The organism is Rhodococcus quanlei (assembly GCF_055231015.1).
In genome coordinates this window covers 38,404-55,045 of the sequence record NZ_JBUYWD010000023.1, presented here as the reverse complement: position 1 = coordinate 55,045, position 16,642 = coordinate 38,404, and the positions used below count along the sequence as shown (strand labels likewise).

The window sequence follows — 16,642 nt, the reverse complement described above, 5'->3', positions numbered from 1 at the left end:
ACGCCGTCCGAAGGGTTGCGTGTGACACAGTTCACCCTGCCGTTCAGGTTAACTGTAACACTGAGTAATAGGTAAATCTAGCCCTACCCGTAGGTGTCCCGAGGGCCTCGTCCGCGGATGTGTCGTTCACCCTTCCGCCAACTGGGTGCGGTCGGCCCGGTGATCTTCAGGCTCTTCACGACACCGTTGCCGACCGATGCCGCGATCTTGGCCAGGATGTTCGACTGCATCATGCGCAATTGAGTGGCCCACGCGGTCGACTCGGCCGAGATGCTCAGCACGCCGTCGCGCAAACTCGTCGGTTCGGCGTGAGCGGCAATGTCCTCTCCGACCACCTGTGCCCACCGGCCGATGACCGTTCCCTCGGACACGTGCCCGGTCCAGCCGCGCTGCTTGGAAATCGCATTCGCCAATGCGCCGAGCGGCTGGGGATCCCGATCGTCCGGTCCTGCTCCGGACCAGCCTCGACGGCGCCGGGAACGGAGTGCACGAATGCCGCCGGAACGGCGCCCCTGCCCCACCGACCGTCCGCTGGCCTTCGCGGCAGCACGAGCCTCCTCGAGAGCTCTGCGGGCCAGATCGACACCCTTCAGTTCCTGGTCCGGTACGTCCGGGTTCTCACTCGTCACGCGAGACCTCCCCTGGAGTCGTGCGGTCTGAAGTCACATATTCTGGGGTAACACGCGAGACGCGACCGTCGGCACTGTCATGCGCTTGCACCCCGAAGCGGGTGGCGCGCAAGTCCTCGGGGATGTCCTCCGGAACCGCGGCAGTGATCAGGACCTGCTCGGCCGACGTTGCCACCTCGGCCAATGCCTTCCGCCGGAACCGGTCCAACTCCGCGAAAACATCGTCGAGCATCAGCACCGGGTCGGTGCCGTCGGACCGCAGCAGCGAGAACGCACCGAGCCGCAACGACAACGCGAACGACCACGATTCGCCGTGACTGGCGAACCCCTTCGCGGGAGCGTCCCCCAATTCCAACTCCAGGTCGTCACGGTGCGGACCCACCAGGCACACCCCGCGCTCGATCTCCCGCGACCGCATTGCCGACAGCTCGTTCACGAACTGCTCCCGAAGGAAAACGTGGTCGTCGGGCTCCGGCGCCCGCTCCGGATCGCGATATTCGGGCGGCAGAGAGTCCCCGAGACTCGACCGATAGCGGATGCGAGCGGCCCGAGACGTGGGCGCCAACGAACGGTACGAGTCCGAAACATAGGGTGCTAGTTCGTGAATCAGTGCCAGCCGTCCGGCCAGTAGCTGTGCACCGTGAGTGGCCAGGTGAGAGTCCCACACGTCCAACGTGGCGAGCGCGCTCGCGCCCTCCTGCGACCGTGTCCCGCGCCGCAATGCCCCACCTGCCGTCTTGAGCAGAGCGGATCGCTGACGCAGCACCTTGTCGTAATCCGCGCGCACGGCCGCCATACGGGGACGCCGCGTGGACGACAACTCGTCGAGAAAACGCCGCCGATCACCCGGGTCACCCCGGACCAGAGACAGATCCTCGGGCGCGAACATCACAGTCTGCAAAATCCCGAGAATCTCCCGCGGTCGCCGCGTCGGAGACTGATTGATCCGTCCCCGGTTGGACTTTCCGTCATGGAACTCGAGATCCACCGACAACTCACGACCGGCATTGACCACCGTCGCGGAAGCGAAAGCCTGGGACCGTCCGATGCGAATCATCGGCGCATCCGAGGACACCCGATGCGACGACAGCGTGGACAGATACCCCAACGACTCGAGGATGTTGGTCTTCCCATGACCGTTGGGGCCGACGAACACGGTGCATCCTGGGCCCAGGTCGATACCCAACGTGTCCCACGACCGAAAATCCCGGAGCGAGAGTGCGCGAACGAACACCTATGACCCGTCAGTCGTCCGCAGGTTTGACGGCGTGCCCACCGAACTGATTACGCAGAGCCGACACAGCCTTCATCGCCGGCGAATCCTCCTGGCGGGAACCGAAACGCGCGAACAGTGCAGCACTGATGACCGGTGCCGGAACCGCATGGTCGATCGCCTCGTGAACCGTCCACCGACCCTCGCCGGAATCCTCGGTGTACCCGGAGATCGCGTCGAAATGCGGGTCCTCCTCCAGTGCCTTCACCAGCAGATCCAGAAGCCACGAGCGGACAACCGTGCCCTTCGTCCACGCCCGGAGCACACCGCGCACGTCGGTGACGAGATCTTCCGCGGCGAGCAGTTCGTAGCCCTCCGCATACGCTTGCATCAGGCCGTACTCGATACCGTTGTGGATCATCTTCGAGTAGTGGCCGGCTCCGATCGGCCCGGCATGCGCGAATCCGTCGGCGCGCTCACCTTCCGGGCGCAGTGCGTCGAAGATCGGAAGAGCCCGGGCAACATCGGATTCGGCGCCACCGACCATCAGTCCGTAGCCGTTCTCGAGGCCCCAGACGCCACCGGACACACCACAGTCCAGATAGCCGATGCCCTTTTCGGCGAGGAGTTCGCCGTGCGCCTTGTCGTCTGTATACCGAGAATTTCCACCATCGATCACCAAATCGCCCGACTCCAGAACGGTGGACAACTCCTCGACGGTGTCCTGTGTGATCGTGCCGGCGGGAACCATCACCCACACCACGCGCGGTGCCGCGAGCGCGCCCGCCAGTTCGGCGAGCGATGACACGTCGGTCACCTCGGGCCTGGGATCGTAACCCACCACCTCGTGATCATGCGCGCGCAGACGCTCACGCATGTTGAAGCCCATCTTTCCGAGTCCGACCAATCCGATCTGCACCGTGATCTCCGTCCGCTCGTGGGGTTTTCGTGGGTTTCGCTCAGCCGTGGGTTTCCGCTCAGCCGGGAAGTCGAACCGGCATCAACAGATACGTGTAATTACTGTCCGGTGCGGTGAACGCGCCCGAATCGTCCGGCTCGAATTCTTCCTCGGTTGCCGGTCGCAGAACCGCTGGTCGACTCGGTGTCGTGAACCCGAACAACACCTGTTCGGCGTGCAGTGACGACAGGCCGTCGATGAGGTATCCGGGGTTGAACGCGATGGTGAGCGGTTCGCCTCTGAAGACCACGTCAAGCCCCTCCTCGGCCCGGCCGGCATCATCGCCACCAGCGGAAAGAAGTAGTCCCTCCGTGGAGAACTGCAACCGCACCTGCGCACCACGCTCGGCGACGAGGGCGACACGCTTGATCGCTTCGGTCAACGACGCGATCTCCACGGTCGCCAACGCTGTATGCGACGGCGGGAGCAACTGACGGAACTTGGGGAACTCGGCGTCGAGAAGTCGCGTCGTGGTGCGACGTCCGCCGTTGACGATTCCCAGGAGACCGTCGTTACCGACCGCACTTCCCGAACCGAGCGCCAGCTCTACAGGCGAATTGGCATCTCCAGCAAGAGTTTTGGCTGCTTCGGACAGCGTCTTCGCCGGCACGAGAACTGCGGCCGAAGTCTCGTCGGCGGTGGGCATCCATTCGATCTCGCGAACCGCGAGACGGAATCGGTCGGTGGCAGCGAGAACGATGGTGGTCTTCTCGATTTCCACGCGAATGCCGGTGAGCATCGGCAGGGTGTCGTCCTTGCCGGCCGCGATGGCGACTTGGCTGATGGCTTCGGAGAACAAGTCTGCGGGAATCGACCCGGTCTGCTGCGGCAACGAAGGGAGCTGCGGGTAGTCCTCGACCGGCATCGTCGGCAGGGAGAACTTGGCACTACCGCAGTTGATCAACACCCTGGTGCCGTCGAGCACCACGTCGACCGGCTTGTTCGGCAACGCCTTGGTGATGTCCGCGAGAAGTTTGCCCGAGACCAGGACCTGTCCGGTGTCGGCGACTTCGGCCGAGACACGAACCTGCGCCGAAACCTCGTAGTCGAACCCGGAAACCGTCAGGAACTGCTCAGAGGCATCGAGGAGCACACCACCGAGAACCGGCACCGGAGGACGGGACGGCAGGCTTCGGGCGACCCACGCCACCGAGTCGGCGAATTCTTCCCGGGATACGCGAAACTTCAGGTTTCCAAGCTCCATCGCCGGGGTGTTCCTCTCGGTAGGCACGATTCGTCAGCTGTGTACAGGCATGAATGCCCAACCACAGCACAGCAGTCTTGCACAGTGCAGCGATGCATAACGGTATGCCCTCGAGCGCGATCTTGAAAGCCGAACGAGCACGTTCTCGAGGACGGCGGATCGTCCTGTGCACCGGATCGCTCCCCAACGCTGTTTTCAAAGAAGTTCTAGGAAAGAGATTTCAGAAGTACTATTAGGTCCTGTGGAATCTGTGGAGCGAGGCCGGTAAACACAGGTCGACGCGAGTGCAGACTTGGGGAGAACTCGAGGACCAACTCGAGGACCAACTCGAGGGGGATGTGGACTACTCGAGGTTGTTCAATTTTGTCCTCGAGCGGTCCACAGGAATTCCACCCCATCCCCACAGTTGTCCACAGGTGTGAGTGTCTTTTTTCAAGCACGATCGACGGCGTGTCGTTGCGGTGTGTCGCAGAGATGGATAGGCAGTGCCATCTCGAGAGAGGCCTCGAGCGGTATCTCGAGCGGTGCCTCGAGCGGTGCCTCGAGCGGTATCTCGAGGCACCGCTCGAGGAGTTGTCAGCGCTTGGAGCGCTGCTTGATCCGAGCGGTGAGTTCCTGCACCTGGTCGTAGATCTTGCGACGCTCCGTCATCTCTTTGCGGATCTTCTTGTCGGCGTACATGACGGTGGTGTGGTCTCTGCCGAACGTCTGGCCGATCTTCGGGAGAGACAGGTCGGTGAGCTCGCGACACAGATACATGGAGATCTGGCGTGCCTGTGCGAGTGGCCTGGCCTTACCCGGGCCACACAGGTCGTCGATCGACATGTTGAAGTACTCCGCTGTGACCGCCATGATCGTGGCCGCGTTGATCTCGACGGTGGCCGTATCCGGCATCAGATCGCGGAGAACCACCTCGGCCAGCGTGAGGTCGAGGGGCTGTCGGTTCAGTGACGCGAAGGCGGTCACACGAATGAGCGCACCCTCGAGCTCTCGGATGTTGCGTTCGATACGGCTGGCTATCAGCTCGAGGACGTCGTAGGGCACCTCGAGTCGATCCATCCGGGCTTTCTTGCTGAGGATGGCGATTCGAGTCTCGAGTTCGGGAGGCTGAACGTCCGTTATGAGACCCCACTCGAAGCGCGTACGCAGACGTTCCTCGAGAGTTGCCAACTGCTTCGGCGGCCGGTCGGAGGACACCACGATCTGCTTGTTCGCGTTGTGCAGTGTGTTGAAGGTGTGGAAGAACTCTTCCTGGATACCTTCTTTGCCCTCGATGAACTGGATGTCGTCGACCAACAGCACGTCCGTCTCTCGGTAGCGGCGCTTGAACGCCACCTTGCGGTCGTCACGAAGACTGTTGATGAAGTCGTTGGTGAATTCCTCCGTGGACACGTACTTGACCCGCATTCCGGGAAACAGTCGCTGTGCGTAGTGGCCGGCTGCGTGCAGCAGGTGCGTTTTACCGAGGCCGGACGCGCCCCACACGAACAACGGGTTGTAGGCGCGTGCGGGTGCCTCGGCGATGGCGACGGCGGCTGCGTGTGCGAACCGGTTCGACGATCCGATCACGAAGGTGTCGAAGGTGTACTTCGCGTTGAGGCTGGCGGCCCCGGTCGAGTTGGGGCTCGGACCACTCGGCGGCCTGGTGAAGTACGACGGCCACGATTCGTGAACACTCGCGAGTGCTTCGCTGTCGTCGTCGACCTCTTCGGAGTCGGACAGGTCGCTGTCGGCGCCTTGTCGGTCCGCGTAGGCGGGCTCTGGATAGCTGGGGGCGGAGTAGGCGGAATCCGAATAGCGCGGGCCACCGTACTGAGGAGTCTCGGAGTAGGGGGAATCCGAGAACGACCGGCGGGAATAGGGGTCGGAATTCGGGACTGTTGGCTCGAGTCGCCGTCGCCGACCTGTGTCGGTGTCGTCCGGGTAGGCGGAATCGTTGGACCGCGCCCGAACCTCGGTAGGTTCCGGGGTGGTCTGTTCGGGTTCCGGTTCGGCAGGGGCGGCCGCAATGCGCACACCGAGGCCTTCCACTTGTTCGCCCAGATGACGGCCGAGTACATGGAGGATCGGTTCGCGAAGGTCACGCTCGATCGCCTCCTGGGCGAACGACGACGGAACGGACAGCAGCGCGAACCCCTGCGTCAGTGTGAGCGGTTTCACCAACGCGAGCCAGGCCTTCTGCCCACGGCTCAGCGGCGGGAGATCTCCCCCGGGGTTGGAAGACGTGAGTTCTGCGACGACGTCGACCCAGACCCGTGCCAGCGCATTCGGATCTTCGTTCACGTAGTTCCTCTCCCGTGGGTTCGTTCCCGGATGACCGTCCGGGGTTCACGGTGCGGGATCGACCCCGTACCGGCATACGAGAATATGCCATCTGATCAGTGTTTCCACACAATTATCCACAGATGTGGACAAACGGGGCTCTCGGCATCGAAGCGGAGAACTGTACGCAGGACCTGCTTGATGCTTGAGTGCTCTACCTGCGAAAACAGGAGAGAGGATGGGGATCGACGGCAGCGGATACGGCTTCGACCCCCGGAGAAATTTCTCTCAGTATCGCTCTGGAGTGGCGAGAATCGGGTATCGGCGCAACCCTGTGGATGAATCGAAACGTATGGGCAGATGAGAACGGTGAAATCGAGGCGGAGGCACCCGATCCGGATCATCGGCGTGGCGATGCGGATAACGCCGGCAAGGTGTCGGGAACTTCACAGCGGTTTGGCACACTCGGGCGCTCAGTGCAAGCATTCGTAGGAAATCGGCGTGTCGGGTACTGTCGTCAACTGCCGATACGGTGCGAATTCGCCGGTGAACGAGTTTGACCTGCCAGGGTGCGATCAGTACTCTCGAACAGTCACCCTCTGGTGAGGTGACCGGTTCGTGCTGGCTTGATGCCGGAGTCGGATCGGACCTCTGCACTGTTGGGTAAGTAGTTTTTCGTAATCGCTAGATCCATGACGCCGGGAGGCGTCGATGAACTTCGAGGAGTGTTGACCGTGGCCAAGGGCAAGCGGACGTTCCAGCCGAACAACCGACGCCGCGCGCGCGTTCACGGCTTCCGTCTTCGTATGCGGACCCGCGCGGGTCGTGCAATCGTTTCGTCGCGTCGTCGTAAGGGCCGCGCATCTCTCACCGCCTGATTCCGATGCTGGGATCGGGAGCTCGGGATGTTGCCTGAGCCGAACCGCCTGCGTCGGCACTCTGATTTCTCGCTGACGGTCAAGCGCGGTCGAAGGAGCGGTAGACGCGACGTCGTCGTGCACGCATTCGATCACGCTCGCACAGGTGAGTTGGTGAGAACCGGTGGTCCCAGATTCGGACTGGTTGTGAGTAAGGCTGTCGGGCCGGCGGTGATTCGACATCGAGTCGCACGCCGGCTTCGTCATATCTGCGTGGACTTGGTGCACAGCGTGCCGGATGGAACAGATGTCGTGATTCGCGCACTTCCCGGTGCTGCGAAGGCCGACAGCCATGAGTTGGACCAACAGGTTCGCGGCGTGTTGCGCCGAATGAACCTTCTCGAGCACGTGAGATGAATCCGTGGGTACATCAGTATGAACAGCGCACCCGATCTTTCGTCCCTTCGGACGGTTCCGGCGCGCGTGCTGATCTTCGGGATCGAGCTCTACCGCACCTATGTGTCTCCTCTGAGGCTGCCTACCTGCAGATTCATGCCCACGTGCAGTGAGTACGCGGTCGAGGCACTCAGAACGCACGGTGCGATCAAGGGCCTGTTTTTGACAGTGGTCCGCCTGGCGAAGTGTGCCCCCTGGCACCCTGGTGGGTGGGATCCGGTCCCGCCCCGCCGAGACGGTCGGATAAGTTTCCATCCAAGCGCTCTGGCGAACGTGGACGAACAGAGGAGTACATAGAGCCGTGCTCGACATTATTTACTATCCGGTGTCCGGAATTCTCTGGCTGTGGCACAAGGCCTTCGGCTTCATCCTCGGGCCCGACAACGGAATCGCCTGGGCACTCTCCGTGGTGTTCCTGGTCTTCACCCTGCGTGCAATCCTCTACAAGCCATTCGTCAAGCAGGTGCGCACCACCCGTCAGATGCAGGAACTGCAGCCCCAGATCAAGGCGCTGCAGAAGAAGTACTCGAACGACCGCCAGCGTCAAGCCCTCGAGATGCAGAAGCTGCAGAAAGAGCACGGCTTCAACCCGATCATGGGTTGCCTCCCTGTCTTGGCGCAGGCACCGGTGTTCATCGGTCTGTTCCACGTGCTCCGTTCGTTCAACCGCACCGGTACCGGATTCGGCCAGCTGGGCATGTCGGTGGAGGAGAACGCCAACACCCCCAACTACTTCTTCGGTGTCGACGACGTTCAGTCGTTCCTGAGTGCACGACTCTTCGGAGCTCCGATCTCGGCGTTCATCACGATGCCGTCGGAACAGCTGCAGGCTTTCGCGGACTACGGCCCGATTCCGAGCATGCTGAACATCGCCATGGTTGCGATTCCGCTGATGATCATTGCCAGCATCGCCACCCACTTCAACTCTCGTGCGTCGGTTGCTCGCCAGAGTCCCGAGGCGGCCGCCAACCCCCAGTCGGCGATCATGAACAAGCTGGCGCTGTGGGTGTTCCCGCTGGGTGTACTCGTCGGTGGACCGTTCCTCCCCATCGCCATCCTGCTCTACTGGGTCAGTAACAACGTGTGGACGTACGCGCAGCAGCACATCGTGTTCCGCCGCATCGATGCTGAGGAACAAGAGAAGAAGGCTGCGGCACTCGAACGACGTGCCGACAATGCACCGAAGCCCGGCGCACGTCCATCAAAGGCCAAGAAGAAGGGCGCGCAGGCCCCGTCATCCGGGCTGAAGGATGGGTCGTCTGCGCCGTCCGACAACGATTCGGCTGAGACCACCGAGACCACCGAGACCACCGGTACCGAGACCTCCGACAAGTCGGCAGCTTCCGACAAGCCGAAGCCCAAACCCAAGCCGAACTCCGGGCAGGCGAAGCAGAAACAGAATCGTCCCCAGCAGAATCGCGGCAAGTCCAACAAGCGCAAACGGCGCTGATTTCAGGAGAAGAGAATCTCATGGCAAGTGAGCCGGATACCGCAGTAGAAGAAGCCAAGAACGACGCGTTGGTTACGGATGCGGACGCCGACGACGATCTCATCGAAGAGGGTGAGGTTGCCGGCGATTACCTCGAGCAGCTTCTGGATGTTCTGGACTTCGATGGCGACATCGACCTCGACGTCGAGGGTGATCGGGCCGTGGTGAGCATCGACGGCGGTGCGGACCTGAGCAAGCTGGTCGGCCGCAAGGGTGAGGTGCTCGATGCGCTGCAGGAGCTGACGCGGTTGGCTGTACAGCAGTCGACGGGCGAACGTAGCCGACTGATGCTGGACATCGCCGGCTGGCGCGCAAATCTTCGTTCGGAACTGACCGAACTCGGTACCGCCGCGTCGAAGCGCGTTCTCGACAGCGGTGAGCGGGAGGCGCTACGTCCGATGACCCCGTTCGAACGCAAGATCGTGCACGATGCAGTTGCGGCTGTCGACGGAGTGTCGAGCGAGAGTGAAGGCGCGGAGCCGTCCCGGTACGTGGTGGTAGTCAAAGACTGACATCACGCAACTGAGAATGTGGGGACCCTGGATACTTCCGGGGTCCCACTTCTTTGTCTGAGCGCTCGTTTGAAACCCTTGCGCGAGGCATCCGTTGTTTCACGTGAAACTGGCGCCCGCTTCCCTCCCCCACTTACCAAGCCAGCGCGATGAAGTTGAAGTTGGTGTTCCACTTTGCCCATATTTGGCATATCCAAAGACCAATGGAATACCCATGGATGATTTGTCACTGTGATGTTTATAGAGCCGGTCCTCGGTGACTAGCGATGTGCTGTGTCAGGACTTCATGGGACCGTGTGGCGGGTGGTTGAAATCCTACCGATCGGCCGAGGGAAATCGAATATCCGTCGAACTCGAGGATGTCGATGTGTGAGCCTGCCCGCGAATCCTGACCGAGTTCGAGGTTGGTTCGAGAGCCTGCCAGCCTTAGGCCCCGTTCTTACTGACCGCGGCGAACGTGCCGACGTCCAACCGGAGATGGGCGTCGACTGTCTGCAGGATGCAGACCTTTTTGCTGTGGACCGGTCGTATTCCTGCAGTCGATCTGCCACGACCCGACTGGGTCGGCATATTCGAGCCGACTGGTTTTGGGGCGTTTCAGCGGCTGCGCGACGATCTGGCTGTGATCGAGGAGGATCCGGTACACCGTCGCCCGGGACGGGAACGGATCGAATCCGAGAGTTTCGAGCACCGCCGTTGTTCGAGAGATCGAGTGGGTGGCGGAGAAGCCGGCGACGTTGACCTTCTTGCCGTTTGCTGCTTGCACGGTCGCGGACACGACTGCTGGTTCGATCGAATAGCAGCCCCGGGTAAGTGAGGGATGGCGGGAGCAACCTTCACTGGACTCGATTGACTCGGTTTCACGTGAAACCGGATTGTCGGACGCCCGTGGTGGAGCATCGTCAAAACAGTCATCAGTACCGAGTGGCATGTCCATTCGTCAGACACTCGATCGGTCGCCGTCGAGGATCTACCGTAGGCGGCACCGCTATTGCGGGTCTGACACGTTCGATCAGAACGTCGCCGGATTCCACACGTAGAAACCCAGTGGTGGGTTGATACTCCCCAGATCGACTGTGGCCATGTTGATTCTGTGCTTCTTGCCCCACGGGTCGAGTTGGTAGATGTGGGTGATGCCGTGCCATGAAGCGCAATACATCTCGGCCCTACCGAACGGACTGACGACGACGTTCGTGGTGGGTGACGATGGCTCCCACGGGAGCCGAAACCGCTCACTGCACGGACCGTACTGGCCGAAGTCGCCGAAGTCCTGTGCGCCGGCTGTCGGCGTCAGCATGGTTCCCAAGGCAACGGCGATTGCTCCGGCCGCCCCAATTCGTGCCACTTTCATCGCGATCCCTTCTCCACTCGTCTCGCCCTGTTCGTCGGATCCGCCCCGGCGAGCGTTACCGAGACAGGAATCTGACCTTGTGCCACGGCTCGGTGGCGTGACGGAGACTGGTAGGTATACCCCGCACTGCGGAGGGTGTTCGACCCCTAACGGACCGTCGAAGTCAGGTGGTTCGTCGGGTCGACAACGTCGTGGATGCCGGTATCGACCTACCGTCCAAGCGATAGGGCGGCAGTGGCTCCAGAACTGTCCATGATGTCCTGAGACATCGTCGACAACGAGTCGACGGCTGTCCATGCCCAGCTGATGTAGTTCTCCATGCAGTGTCGAGAGGGGGGGAACACGGCCGGCTTCCGTGAACGAGCACGGCGCCAACCACGACTCACATGTCCATCCCGCGATACACCCGCAACTGTGCGATATCGGAGATGAGGTACTCGGTCGGCTCACCGAGTGCTTCTCAGAGTATAATGTGGTCGTCTGAAATGGCAGGGCGACCCGAAATCGTAGGGTTCGATAGTTGGATGTCGTTCCGCCACGAACCTGAGTCCTCAAGTGGCGACCACGGCGGCAGGGCTTCGTGTTTCACGTGAAACGTCGCGAATGGCCGACGCCGATTCTCGATCCTGAACACGTTCCGTGAGAGGCTCGCCACGTTGCCGAGATACCCGAAGTGGAACTGTTGAGGGATGGACAATCACCCGCACCCGTTTTGTCACTGTGACAGCAAATATTCCGCATTCTTGTTCCACGTGAAACACGGGATCCCGTTTCGTGTCAGCCCCTCCCCTCCCCCGCTGCGGAATTCTTGGGCTATGAGGGATGACGCACACCCGACTCGCCGGGGATACCCGAATATTCTGAGCATGGAGGCGGATAATGAACAGCATCTGGTTTGTTGATTTCGCGATGTTCACGGAGGATGTTTCACGTGGAACCGAATGGCGTAGAGCCGACTCAATGGGATAGCTTCGCGACGGCTCGGACGGTGTTCGGCGACCGCTTCGACATCGCGGAACGCTACTATCACTCGCTGGCAACGGACGGTGTGGAGCGCGGACTGATCGGGCCGCGTGAGGTCCCCCGACTGTGGGAACGACACATTCTCAACTGTGCCGTGCTCGGCGAACTGATTACCGAGGGTGAGTCAGTAGTCGACGTCGGTAGCGGGGCCGGCCTCCCTGGCATCCCCCTCGCCATTGCCCGCCCGGATCTACGGGTTGCATTGGTCGAGCCACTTCTTCGGCGATCGGTCTACTTGGCCGAGTTCGTGGAGACGAATGGGTTGGACGTTCTGGTGGTGCGTGGACGTGCGGAAGAGTCGGGCGTTCTCAAGGAGGTTGGCGGCGCAGATGTAGTGACATCACGCGCGGTCGCTCCGCTGGAAAAGTTGGCGAGATGGTCACTCCCCCTGGTTCACGAGCATGGAAGAATGCTTGCGTTGAAAGGTTCCAGCGCCGCGGAAGAGATTTCTCGTGACCGTGCTTCCCTTACGCGTCTGGGTGCTGGCAAGGTGGACGTGGTCGAGTGCGGGGGCGATCTACTTCCAACGGCTACCGTTGTGGTGCGTGCCGAACGCCTTCCACGACGACGTGGGCGACGTCGATGAGTTGCCATCGAGAAGGCACTGTGCGGATGCAGAGCGGCCAATGTTTTCCAACAGAAGGAGTAGTCAATGTCGGGTGGACCTGAATCCGCCGTTTCACGTGAAACAGTTTCACGTGAAACCGACCGTCAATCCGACCAGTCGCTGAATGAGGAGGACGGATTCACAGTCCCTTATGCCAGCCTTTCGGTGGACGAAACCCCGATCGGAGCCGCGGCGCACCGGGCGAGTCAAGTGCTTCATCCGGGTTCGGTGTCACTGCCGAAGCCGCCTGAACGTCGCGTCCTGACCATCGCCAACCAGAAGGGGGGCGTCGGGAAAACGACCACGGCAGTGAACCTGGCATCTGCTTTGGCAGTGCAGGGACTCACGGTTCTGGTCGTCGACCTCGACCCCCAGGGCAACGCCAGTACCGCTCTCGGTGTGGCACACCAGTCGGGTACCCCCTCCAGTTACGAGCTTCTCCTGGGGGACGTGACAGCGAAGGAAGCGATTCAGCAGAGCCCTCACAGTGAACGGCTCTTCTGCATTCCCGCGACCATCGATCTCGCAGGCGCCGAGATCGAACTGGTATCGATGGTGGCCCGTGAAGGCCGGCTCAAGGCGGCGCTGACGTCCGAGGCGCTCGGCGACGTGGATGCGGACTTCATCCTTATCGACTGCCCGCCGTCCCTCGGCTTGCTCACCGTGAACGCGATGGTGGCGGCCAAAGAAGTGCTGATCCCGATCCAGTGCGAGTACTACGCACTCGAAGGCGTTGGGCAGCTGCTGCGTAACATCGAACTCGTGCAGTCGCACCTGAACCCCGAACTTCACGTTTCGACGGTGCTGCTGACCATGTACGACGGACGCACCAAGCTGGCGGACCAGGTCGCCGACGAAGTACGAAGCCACTTCGGTGACGCTGTGTTGAAGGCAGTGATCCCCCGCAGCGTGAAGGTGTCGGAAGCGCCCGGCTTCGGGATGACCGTCCTCGACTACGACCCCGGCTCTCGTGGGGCAATGAGCTATTTGGATGCGGGCCGCGAACTCGCGGCACGTACAGCTGCCAACTCGACGCAGGAGAAAAGATGAGCCAGACGCGTAAGGGTGGACTCGGCCGAGGGTTGGCCGCTCTTATTCCGACCGGGCCGGCAGCCGGTCCTGGTCTCGGTAATGCGGCGGCCGACGTTGTGATCGGGGCAGACACGCGGAGCATGCCAACTCCTGCCGACGTGATGACCAAGCCGGCACCCAACGGCGATGGTGCCTCGAACGGCGATGGTGCCTCGGACGGCGATGGTGCCTCGGACGGCGCGAAGGACGAGACCGCCGGCAACGGTCCGAGTTCTGCCGCCGATACCACTGACAGCAACCAGGACAACGAAACCCTCTCCTCCCCCGGCGGTGCGGTATACCGCGAACTAGCACCCGAGAGCATCGAACGCAATCCGAAGCAGCCGCGCCAGGTGTTCGACGACGAAGCGATCGCCGAGTTAGTTCACTCGATTCGCGAGTTCGGTCTGATGCAACCGATCGTGGTGCGTCCGATCGGGGATGGCAAGTATCAGCTCGTCATGGGTGAGCGCCGGTGGCGGGCGAGCCGGGAAGCCGGGCTCGAGACGATTCCAGCAATCGTTCGTGAGACCGCCGACGACGCAATGCTCCGCGACGCTCTTCTCGAAAATGTTCATCGTGTGCAGTTGAACCCCCTCGAAGAAGCCGCCGCATATCAGCAGCTTCTCGAAGAGTTCGAGGTGACGCACGAGGAACTGGCCGAGCGGATCGGACGCTCACGTCCGGTCGTCACCAACATGATTCGTCTGCTGCGTTTGCCGATCCCCGTGCAGCGTCGTGTGGCAGCGGGCGTGCTGTCGGCGGGCCACGCTCGTGCATTGCTGTCCTTGGAATCCGGTGCGGATGCCCAGGAAGTGCTTGCTGCCCGGATCGTCGCAGAGGGTATGTCGGTTCGTGCAACCGAAGAGGCGGTGACGCTCGCGAACCGCAGTGACGGGGACACGCAACAGCCGCAGCAGCGTAGACGCCCGATTCAGATGCCGGGTCTTCAGGACGTGGCCGAGCGGCTGTCGAATTCGTTCGACACCCGTGTCACCGTGAGCCTCGGCAAACGGAAGGGCAAGATCGTCGTCGAGTTCGGCTCGGTGGACGACTTGCAGCGGATCGTCGACATGATGGGGGCGCAGGAACCCGAGTGATGTCCACTCACGTCAGTTCGCTCACCCTGGACGGGCTGGATCAACTGTCCGGCCATGCGAGGCGTTGCGTTTTCTGGGAGATGGACCCGGCGGCCGTTGATGATTCGCGGGGTTTCTGCGATCAGGAGTTCGAGAAGGAAGCATGGCTGTCGATGGTCATGCTCGAGTGGGGGTCGTGCGGTCAGGTGGCCGTGATGGACGGCAAGCCGGTGGGGAGCGCACTGTATGCGCCACCCCACACGGTCCCCCGGGCTCACCTGTTTCCTACGGCACCCGTCAGCGCAGATGCCGTGCTCCTCACCAGTGTTCGGCTCGAGCCGGCTGCTGAGGAGCAGGACCTGGGGGCCACTCTCCTTCGTGCGGTGGTGGCCGATCTGGTGCGGCGTGGCGTGCGTGCGCTGGAGGCATTCGGGCTCACCGACGCCGGCGAAGACCGCACGACTTCCGATGTGGCTTCGGCGACGGCAACACTGCAGTGCTCCCCCGGAGAATGCATGATCCGGTCCGACTTTCTCGCGGAGTTCGGATTCGAAGTTGTTGCGCCCCACCATCGTTTCCCTCGGATGCGCCTCGAAATCGACAGCGATATCGGATGGAAGGAAGACGTGGAGGCTGCGCTCGAGCAGTTGCTCGAATCTGCGGCGCTGAGCATGGTGGAGATCGACGAGAAGGCGGACTCTCGTGCGCCCGTTGGTGTGAGTGCCGCGACTCAGGTGCGATCGGCGGCAGACAGCTCTTCGGCGAGCAGTTCGGCGAACGTGTAAGTCCCGGTGGGCTGGTCGTCCTGCCCGAGCAAGTACAGCCGCTTCACCGACACCAGGATGGCCTCTGCGATGGCGTCACGGGCGCGTGCGCTGGAAAGAACGGCCGAATCCGCGCTGTTCGTCAGGTACCCGAGGTCGATCTGGACGGTCGGCATATCCGTCAGACGCAGCAAATCCCAAGTGCGGCCGTGGGTTCGGCAGTCCTGCAGTTGGGTTCGCGCAACGATCTCACGCTGAATGAAGCTGCTCAGAACCTGACCGATCATCGACGTGGACCCGTGCGAGTTCCCGAAATGGAAGCTGGCGATACCGTTCGCGGCGGGGCTGGAACTGCAGGCGCAGCGCAACGAGATCATCAGATCCGCGTCGAATGCATTCGAGGTGGAGGCGCGTTCGGCTTCCGACGGATTGGACGTCTGAGGGTGTGAAAGGAACGTCTCCATGCCGGTTGCCGACATGCGACCTTCCAGACGGCTCGCGAGATCCCAGAGGATCTCCGCCTCCGATACGAGACCTTCGGGACCCTGTACGACAGCTCCGGTGGCTTCACCACCCAGTCCCGGGTCGATGACGATCCGCTTACCACTCAACTGCGGACCGGACCGGCGAACCAGTTCCTCCTCGCTGATCGCATGTGGGGAGCCACCGGTGACCCGGGTGCCGAGCAGTTCGAGCGAGCGAAGCGTGTCGGGTCCGCAGATCCCGTCCGACGCGATCCCTATCTCGCGCTGGAACGAACTCAACGACTCGTGGGTTTGCGGGCCGAAGTAGCCGTCGACCCGGCCCATGTAGAAACCGAGATCCTGAAGCCGAGTCTGGAGGGCGGCGACGTCGTCGCCGTACAACGGTGCGGACAGTTGGTAGATGAGAGTTCGTGCGCCGAGGCGGTATGAGGCTTCTTTGATGGATCGATAGGTGGCCGGGCCCACCACCCCGTCGACGAGGAGGCCCCGTTGTTGCTGAAAGGCCCGTACTGCACTGTCGAGATGATGATCGAAGATCGCGTCGGGCGAGGTCCAGTGCGAGCCGTTGGCGGCCTCACGTCGGGTGTCGGCGACGCCGTTGTGCAGGAAGCCGAGGTTGGAGAGCGTGCCTCGTATTTCCGCGACGGCAGCGCCGTGATCGCCGTGACGGAGTCGATGCATT

The 16,642-nt window shown here is 62.0% G+C and carries 17 protein-coding genes; 9 read left to right on the top strand and 8 right to left on the bottom strand.

The window, feature by feature from the left end; genetic code table 11:
• Positions 1 to 83 precede the first annotated feature (83 nt).
• The 5 genes from ACZI8Q_RS16855 to dnaA all read right to left on the bottom strand — a co-directional run bounded on the left by ACZI8Q_RS16855 (position 84) and on the right by dnaA (position 6,287).
• Positions 84 to 629, bottom strand: a complete 546-nt coding sequence (locus ACZI8Q_RS16855; protein WP_463374716.1) for a DUF721 family protein — start codon at positions 627 to 629, stop codon at positions 84 to 86.
• Positions 619 to 1,863: a DNA replication/repair protein RecF gene (gene recF / locus ACZI8Q_RS16850; RefSeq protein ID WP_463374715.1), complete on the bottom strand. Its 1,245-nt coding sequence runs from the start codon at positions 1,861 to 1,863 to the stop codon at positions 619 to 621. Before recF ends, ACZI8Q_RS16855 begins: the two co-directional genes overlap by 11 nt.
• Positions 1,864 to 1,873: 10 nt before the next feature.
• On the bottom strand, positions 1,874 to 2,761 hold the full coding sequence (gene gnd, locus ACZI8Q_RS16845) for a phosphogluconate dehydrogenase (NAD(+)-dependent, decarboxylating) (RefSeq protein ID WP_463374714.1): 888 nt from the start codon (positions 2,759 to 2,761) through the stop codon (positions 1,874 to 1,876).
• Positions 2,762 to 2,819: 58 nt separating this feature from the next.
• Positions 2,820 to 4,004, bottom strand: a complete 1,185-nt coding sequence (gene dnaN, locus ACZI8Q_RS16840) for a DNA polymerase III subunit beta (protein ID WP_463374713.1) — start codon at positions 4,002 to 4,004, stop codon at positions 2,820 to 2,822.
• Positions 4,005 to 4,580: 576 nt separating this feature from the next.
• The gene (dnaA, locus tag ACZI8Q_RS16835) at positions 4,581 to 6,287 is read right to left on the bottom strand and encodes a chromosomal replication initiator protein DnaA (protein ID WP_463374712.1); all 1,707 of its coding nucleotides are present in this window, start codon (positions 6,285 to 6,287) and stop codon (positions 4,581 to 4,583) included.
• Positions 6,288 to 7,000: 713 nt separating this feature from the next.
• On the opposite strand from dnaA, the gene rpmH reads away from it, so the two are divergent.
• Genes rpmH through ACZI8Q_RS16810 form a run of 5 tightly spaced genes read left to right on the top strand, consistent with a single transcriptional unit; the run spans position 7,001 to position 9,580 of the window.
• Complete coding sequence (gene rpmH / locus ACZI8Q_RS16830; RefSeq protein ID WP_077116220.1) at positions 7,001 to 7,144, top strand: 50S ribosomal protein L34; 144 nt, start codon at positions 7,001 to 7,003, stop codon at positions 7,142 to 7,144.
• 27 nt (positions 7,145 to 7,171) lie between these two features.
• Positions 7,172 to 7,540, top strand: coding sequence for a ribonuclease P protein component (gene rnpA / locus ACZI8Q_RS16825; RefSeq protein WP_463374711.1), 369 nt, complete (start codon positions 7,172 to 7,174; stop codon positions 7,538 to 7,540).
• A gap of 18 nt (positions 7,541 to 7,558) precedes the next feature.
• Positions 7,559 to 7,876: a membrane protein insertion efficiency factor YidD gene (yidD, locus tag ACZI8Q_RS16820; RefSeq protein ID WP_463374710.1), complete on the top strand. Its 318-nt coding sequence runs from the start codon at positions 7,559 to 7,561 to the stop codon at positions 7,874 to 7,876.
• Between the two features lie 4 nt (positions 7,877 to 7,880).
• Positions 7,881 to 9,029, top strand: a complete 1,149-nt coding sequence (gene yidC, locus ACZI8Q_RS16815; protein WP_463374709.1) for a membrane protein insertase YidC — start codon at positions 7,881 to 7,883, stop codon at positions 9,027 to 9,029.
• A 20-nt stretch (positions 9,030 to 9,049) separates the two neighbouring features.
• Positions 9,050 to 9,580, top strand: coding sequence for a Jag family protein (locus ACZI8Q_RS16810; protein ID WP_463374707.1), 531 nt, complete (start codon positions 9,050 to 9,052; stop codon positions 9,578 to 9,580).
• Between the two features lie 439 nt (positions 9,581 to 10,019).
• On the opposite strand, the gene ACZI8Q_RS16805 is transcribed toward ACZI8Q_RS16810, so the two are convergent.
• Both ACZI8Q_RS16805 and ACZI8Q_RS16800 read right to left on the bottom strand, forming a co-directional pair.
• Entirely contained in the window at positions 10,020 to 10,358 is a 339-nt protein-coding gene (locus ACZI8Q_RS16805; protein WP_463374706.1) for a hypothetical protein, read from the bottom strand.
• A gap of 234 nt (positions 10,359 to 10,592) precedes the next feature.
• The gene (locus tag ACZI8Q_RS16800) at positions 10,593 to 10,925 is read right to left on the bottom strand and encodes a hypothetical protein (protein ID WP_463374705.1); all 333 of its coding nucleotides are present in this window, start codon (positions 10,923 to 10,925) and stop codon (positions 10,593 to 10,595) included.
• Positions 10,926 to 11,853: 928 nt separating this feature from the next.
• On the opposite strand from ACZI8Q_RS16800, the gene rsmG reads away from it, so the two are divergent.
• The 4 genes from rsmG (at position 11,854) to ACZI8Q_RS16780 (ending at position 15,496) form a co-directional block, all read left to right on the top strand.
• Positions 11,854 to 12,540 (top strand): 16S rRNA (guanine(527)-N(7))-methyltransferase RsmG, encoded by a 687-nt coding sequence (gene rsmG / locus ACZI8Q_RS16795; RefSeq protein ID WP_463374704.1) that lies wholly within the window; start codon positions 11,854 to 11,856, stop codon positions 12,538 to 12,540.
• Positions 12,541 to 12,606: 66 nt separating this feature from the next.
• Entirely contained in the window at positions 12,607 to 13,611 is a 1,005-nt protein-coding gene (locus ACZI8Q_RS16790) for a ParA family protein (RefSeq protein WP_463374703.1), read from the top strand.
• Positions 13,608 to 14,732 carry a ParB/RepB/Spo0J family partition protein gene (locus ACZI8Q_RS16785; protein WP_463374702.1) on the top strand — a complete coding sequence of 375 codons (1,125 nt, stop codon included), beginning with the start codon at positions 13,608 to 13,610 and terminating at the stop codon, positions 14,730 to 14,732. Before ACZI8Q_RS16790 ends, ACZI8Q_RS16785 begins: the two co-directional genes overlap by 4 nt.
• Positions 14,732 to 15,496: a GNAT family N-acetyltransferase gene (locus tag ACZI8Q_RS16780; RefSeq protein WP_463374701.1), complete on the top strand. Its 765-nt coding sequence runs from the start codon at positions 14,732 to 14,734 to the stop codon at positions 15,494 to 15,496. Before ACZI8Q_RS16785 ends, ACZI8Q_RS16780 begins: the two co-directional genes overlap by 1 nt.
• Here the strand turns inward: ACZI8Q_RS16780 and ACZI8Q_RS16775 are convergent.
• The gene (locus ACZI8Q_RS16775) at positions 15,442 to 16,641 is read right to left on the bottom strand and encodes an N-acetylmuramoyl-L-alanine amidase (protein ID WP_463374700.1); all 1,200 of its coding nucleotides are present in this window, start codon (positions 16,639 to 16,641) and stop codon (positions 15,442 to 15,444) included. The genes ACZI8Q_RS16780 and ACZI8Q_RS16775 overlap by 55 nt on opposite strands.
• Position 16,642: the final 1 nt, after the last annotated feature.

Excerpts from the sequence above, each read along its gene's own strand:
- dnaN (WP_463374713.1), bottom strand. The coding sequence starts at position 4,004 with ATGGAGCTTGGAAACCTGAAGTTTCGCGTATCCCGGGAAGAATTCGCC.
- rnpA (WP_463374711.1), top strand. The coding sequence starts at position 7,172 with ATGTTGCCTGAGCCGAACCGCCTGCGTCGGCACTCTGATTTCTCGCTG.
- yidD (WP_463374710.1), top strand. The coding sequence starts at position 7,559 with ATGAACAGCGCACCCGATCTTTCGTCCCTTCGGACGGTTCCGGCGCGC.
- ACZI8Q_RS16810 (WP_463374707.1), top strand. The coding sequence starts at position 9,050 with ATGGCAAGTGAGCCGGATACCGCAGTAGAAGAAGCCAAGAACGACGCG.
- rsmG (WP_463374704.1), top strand. The coding sequence starts at position 11,854 with ATGTTTCACGTGGAACCGAATGGCGTAGAGCCGACTCAATGGGATAGC.
- ACZI8Q_RS16790 (WP_463374703.1), top strand. The coding sequence starts at position 12,607 with ATGTCGGGTGGACCTGAATCCGCCGTTTCACGTGAAACAGTTTCACGT.
- ACZI8Q_RS16785 (WP_463374702.1), top strand. The coding sequence starts at position 13,608 with ATGAGCCAGACGCGTAAGGGTGGACTCGGCCGAGGGTTGGCCGCTCTT.
- ACZI8Q_RS16780 (WP_463374701.1), top strand. The coding sequence starts at position 14,732 with ATGTCCACTCACGTCAGTTCGCTCACCCTGGACGGGCTGGATCAACTG.
- ACZI8Q_RS16775 (WP_463374700.1), bottom strand. The coding sequence starts at position 16,641 with ATGCATCGACTCCGTCACGGCGATCACGGCGCTGCCGTCGCGGAAATA.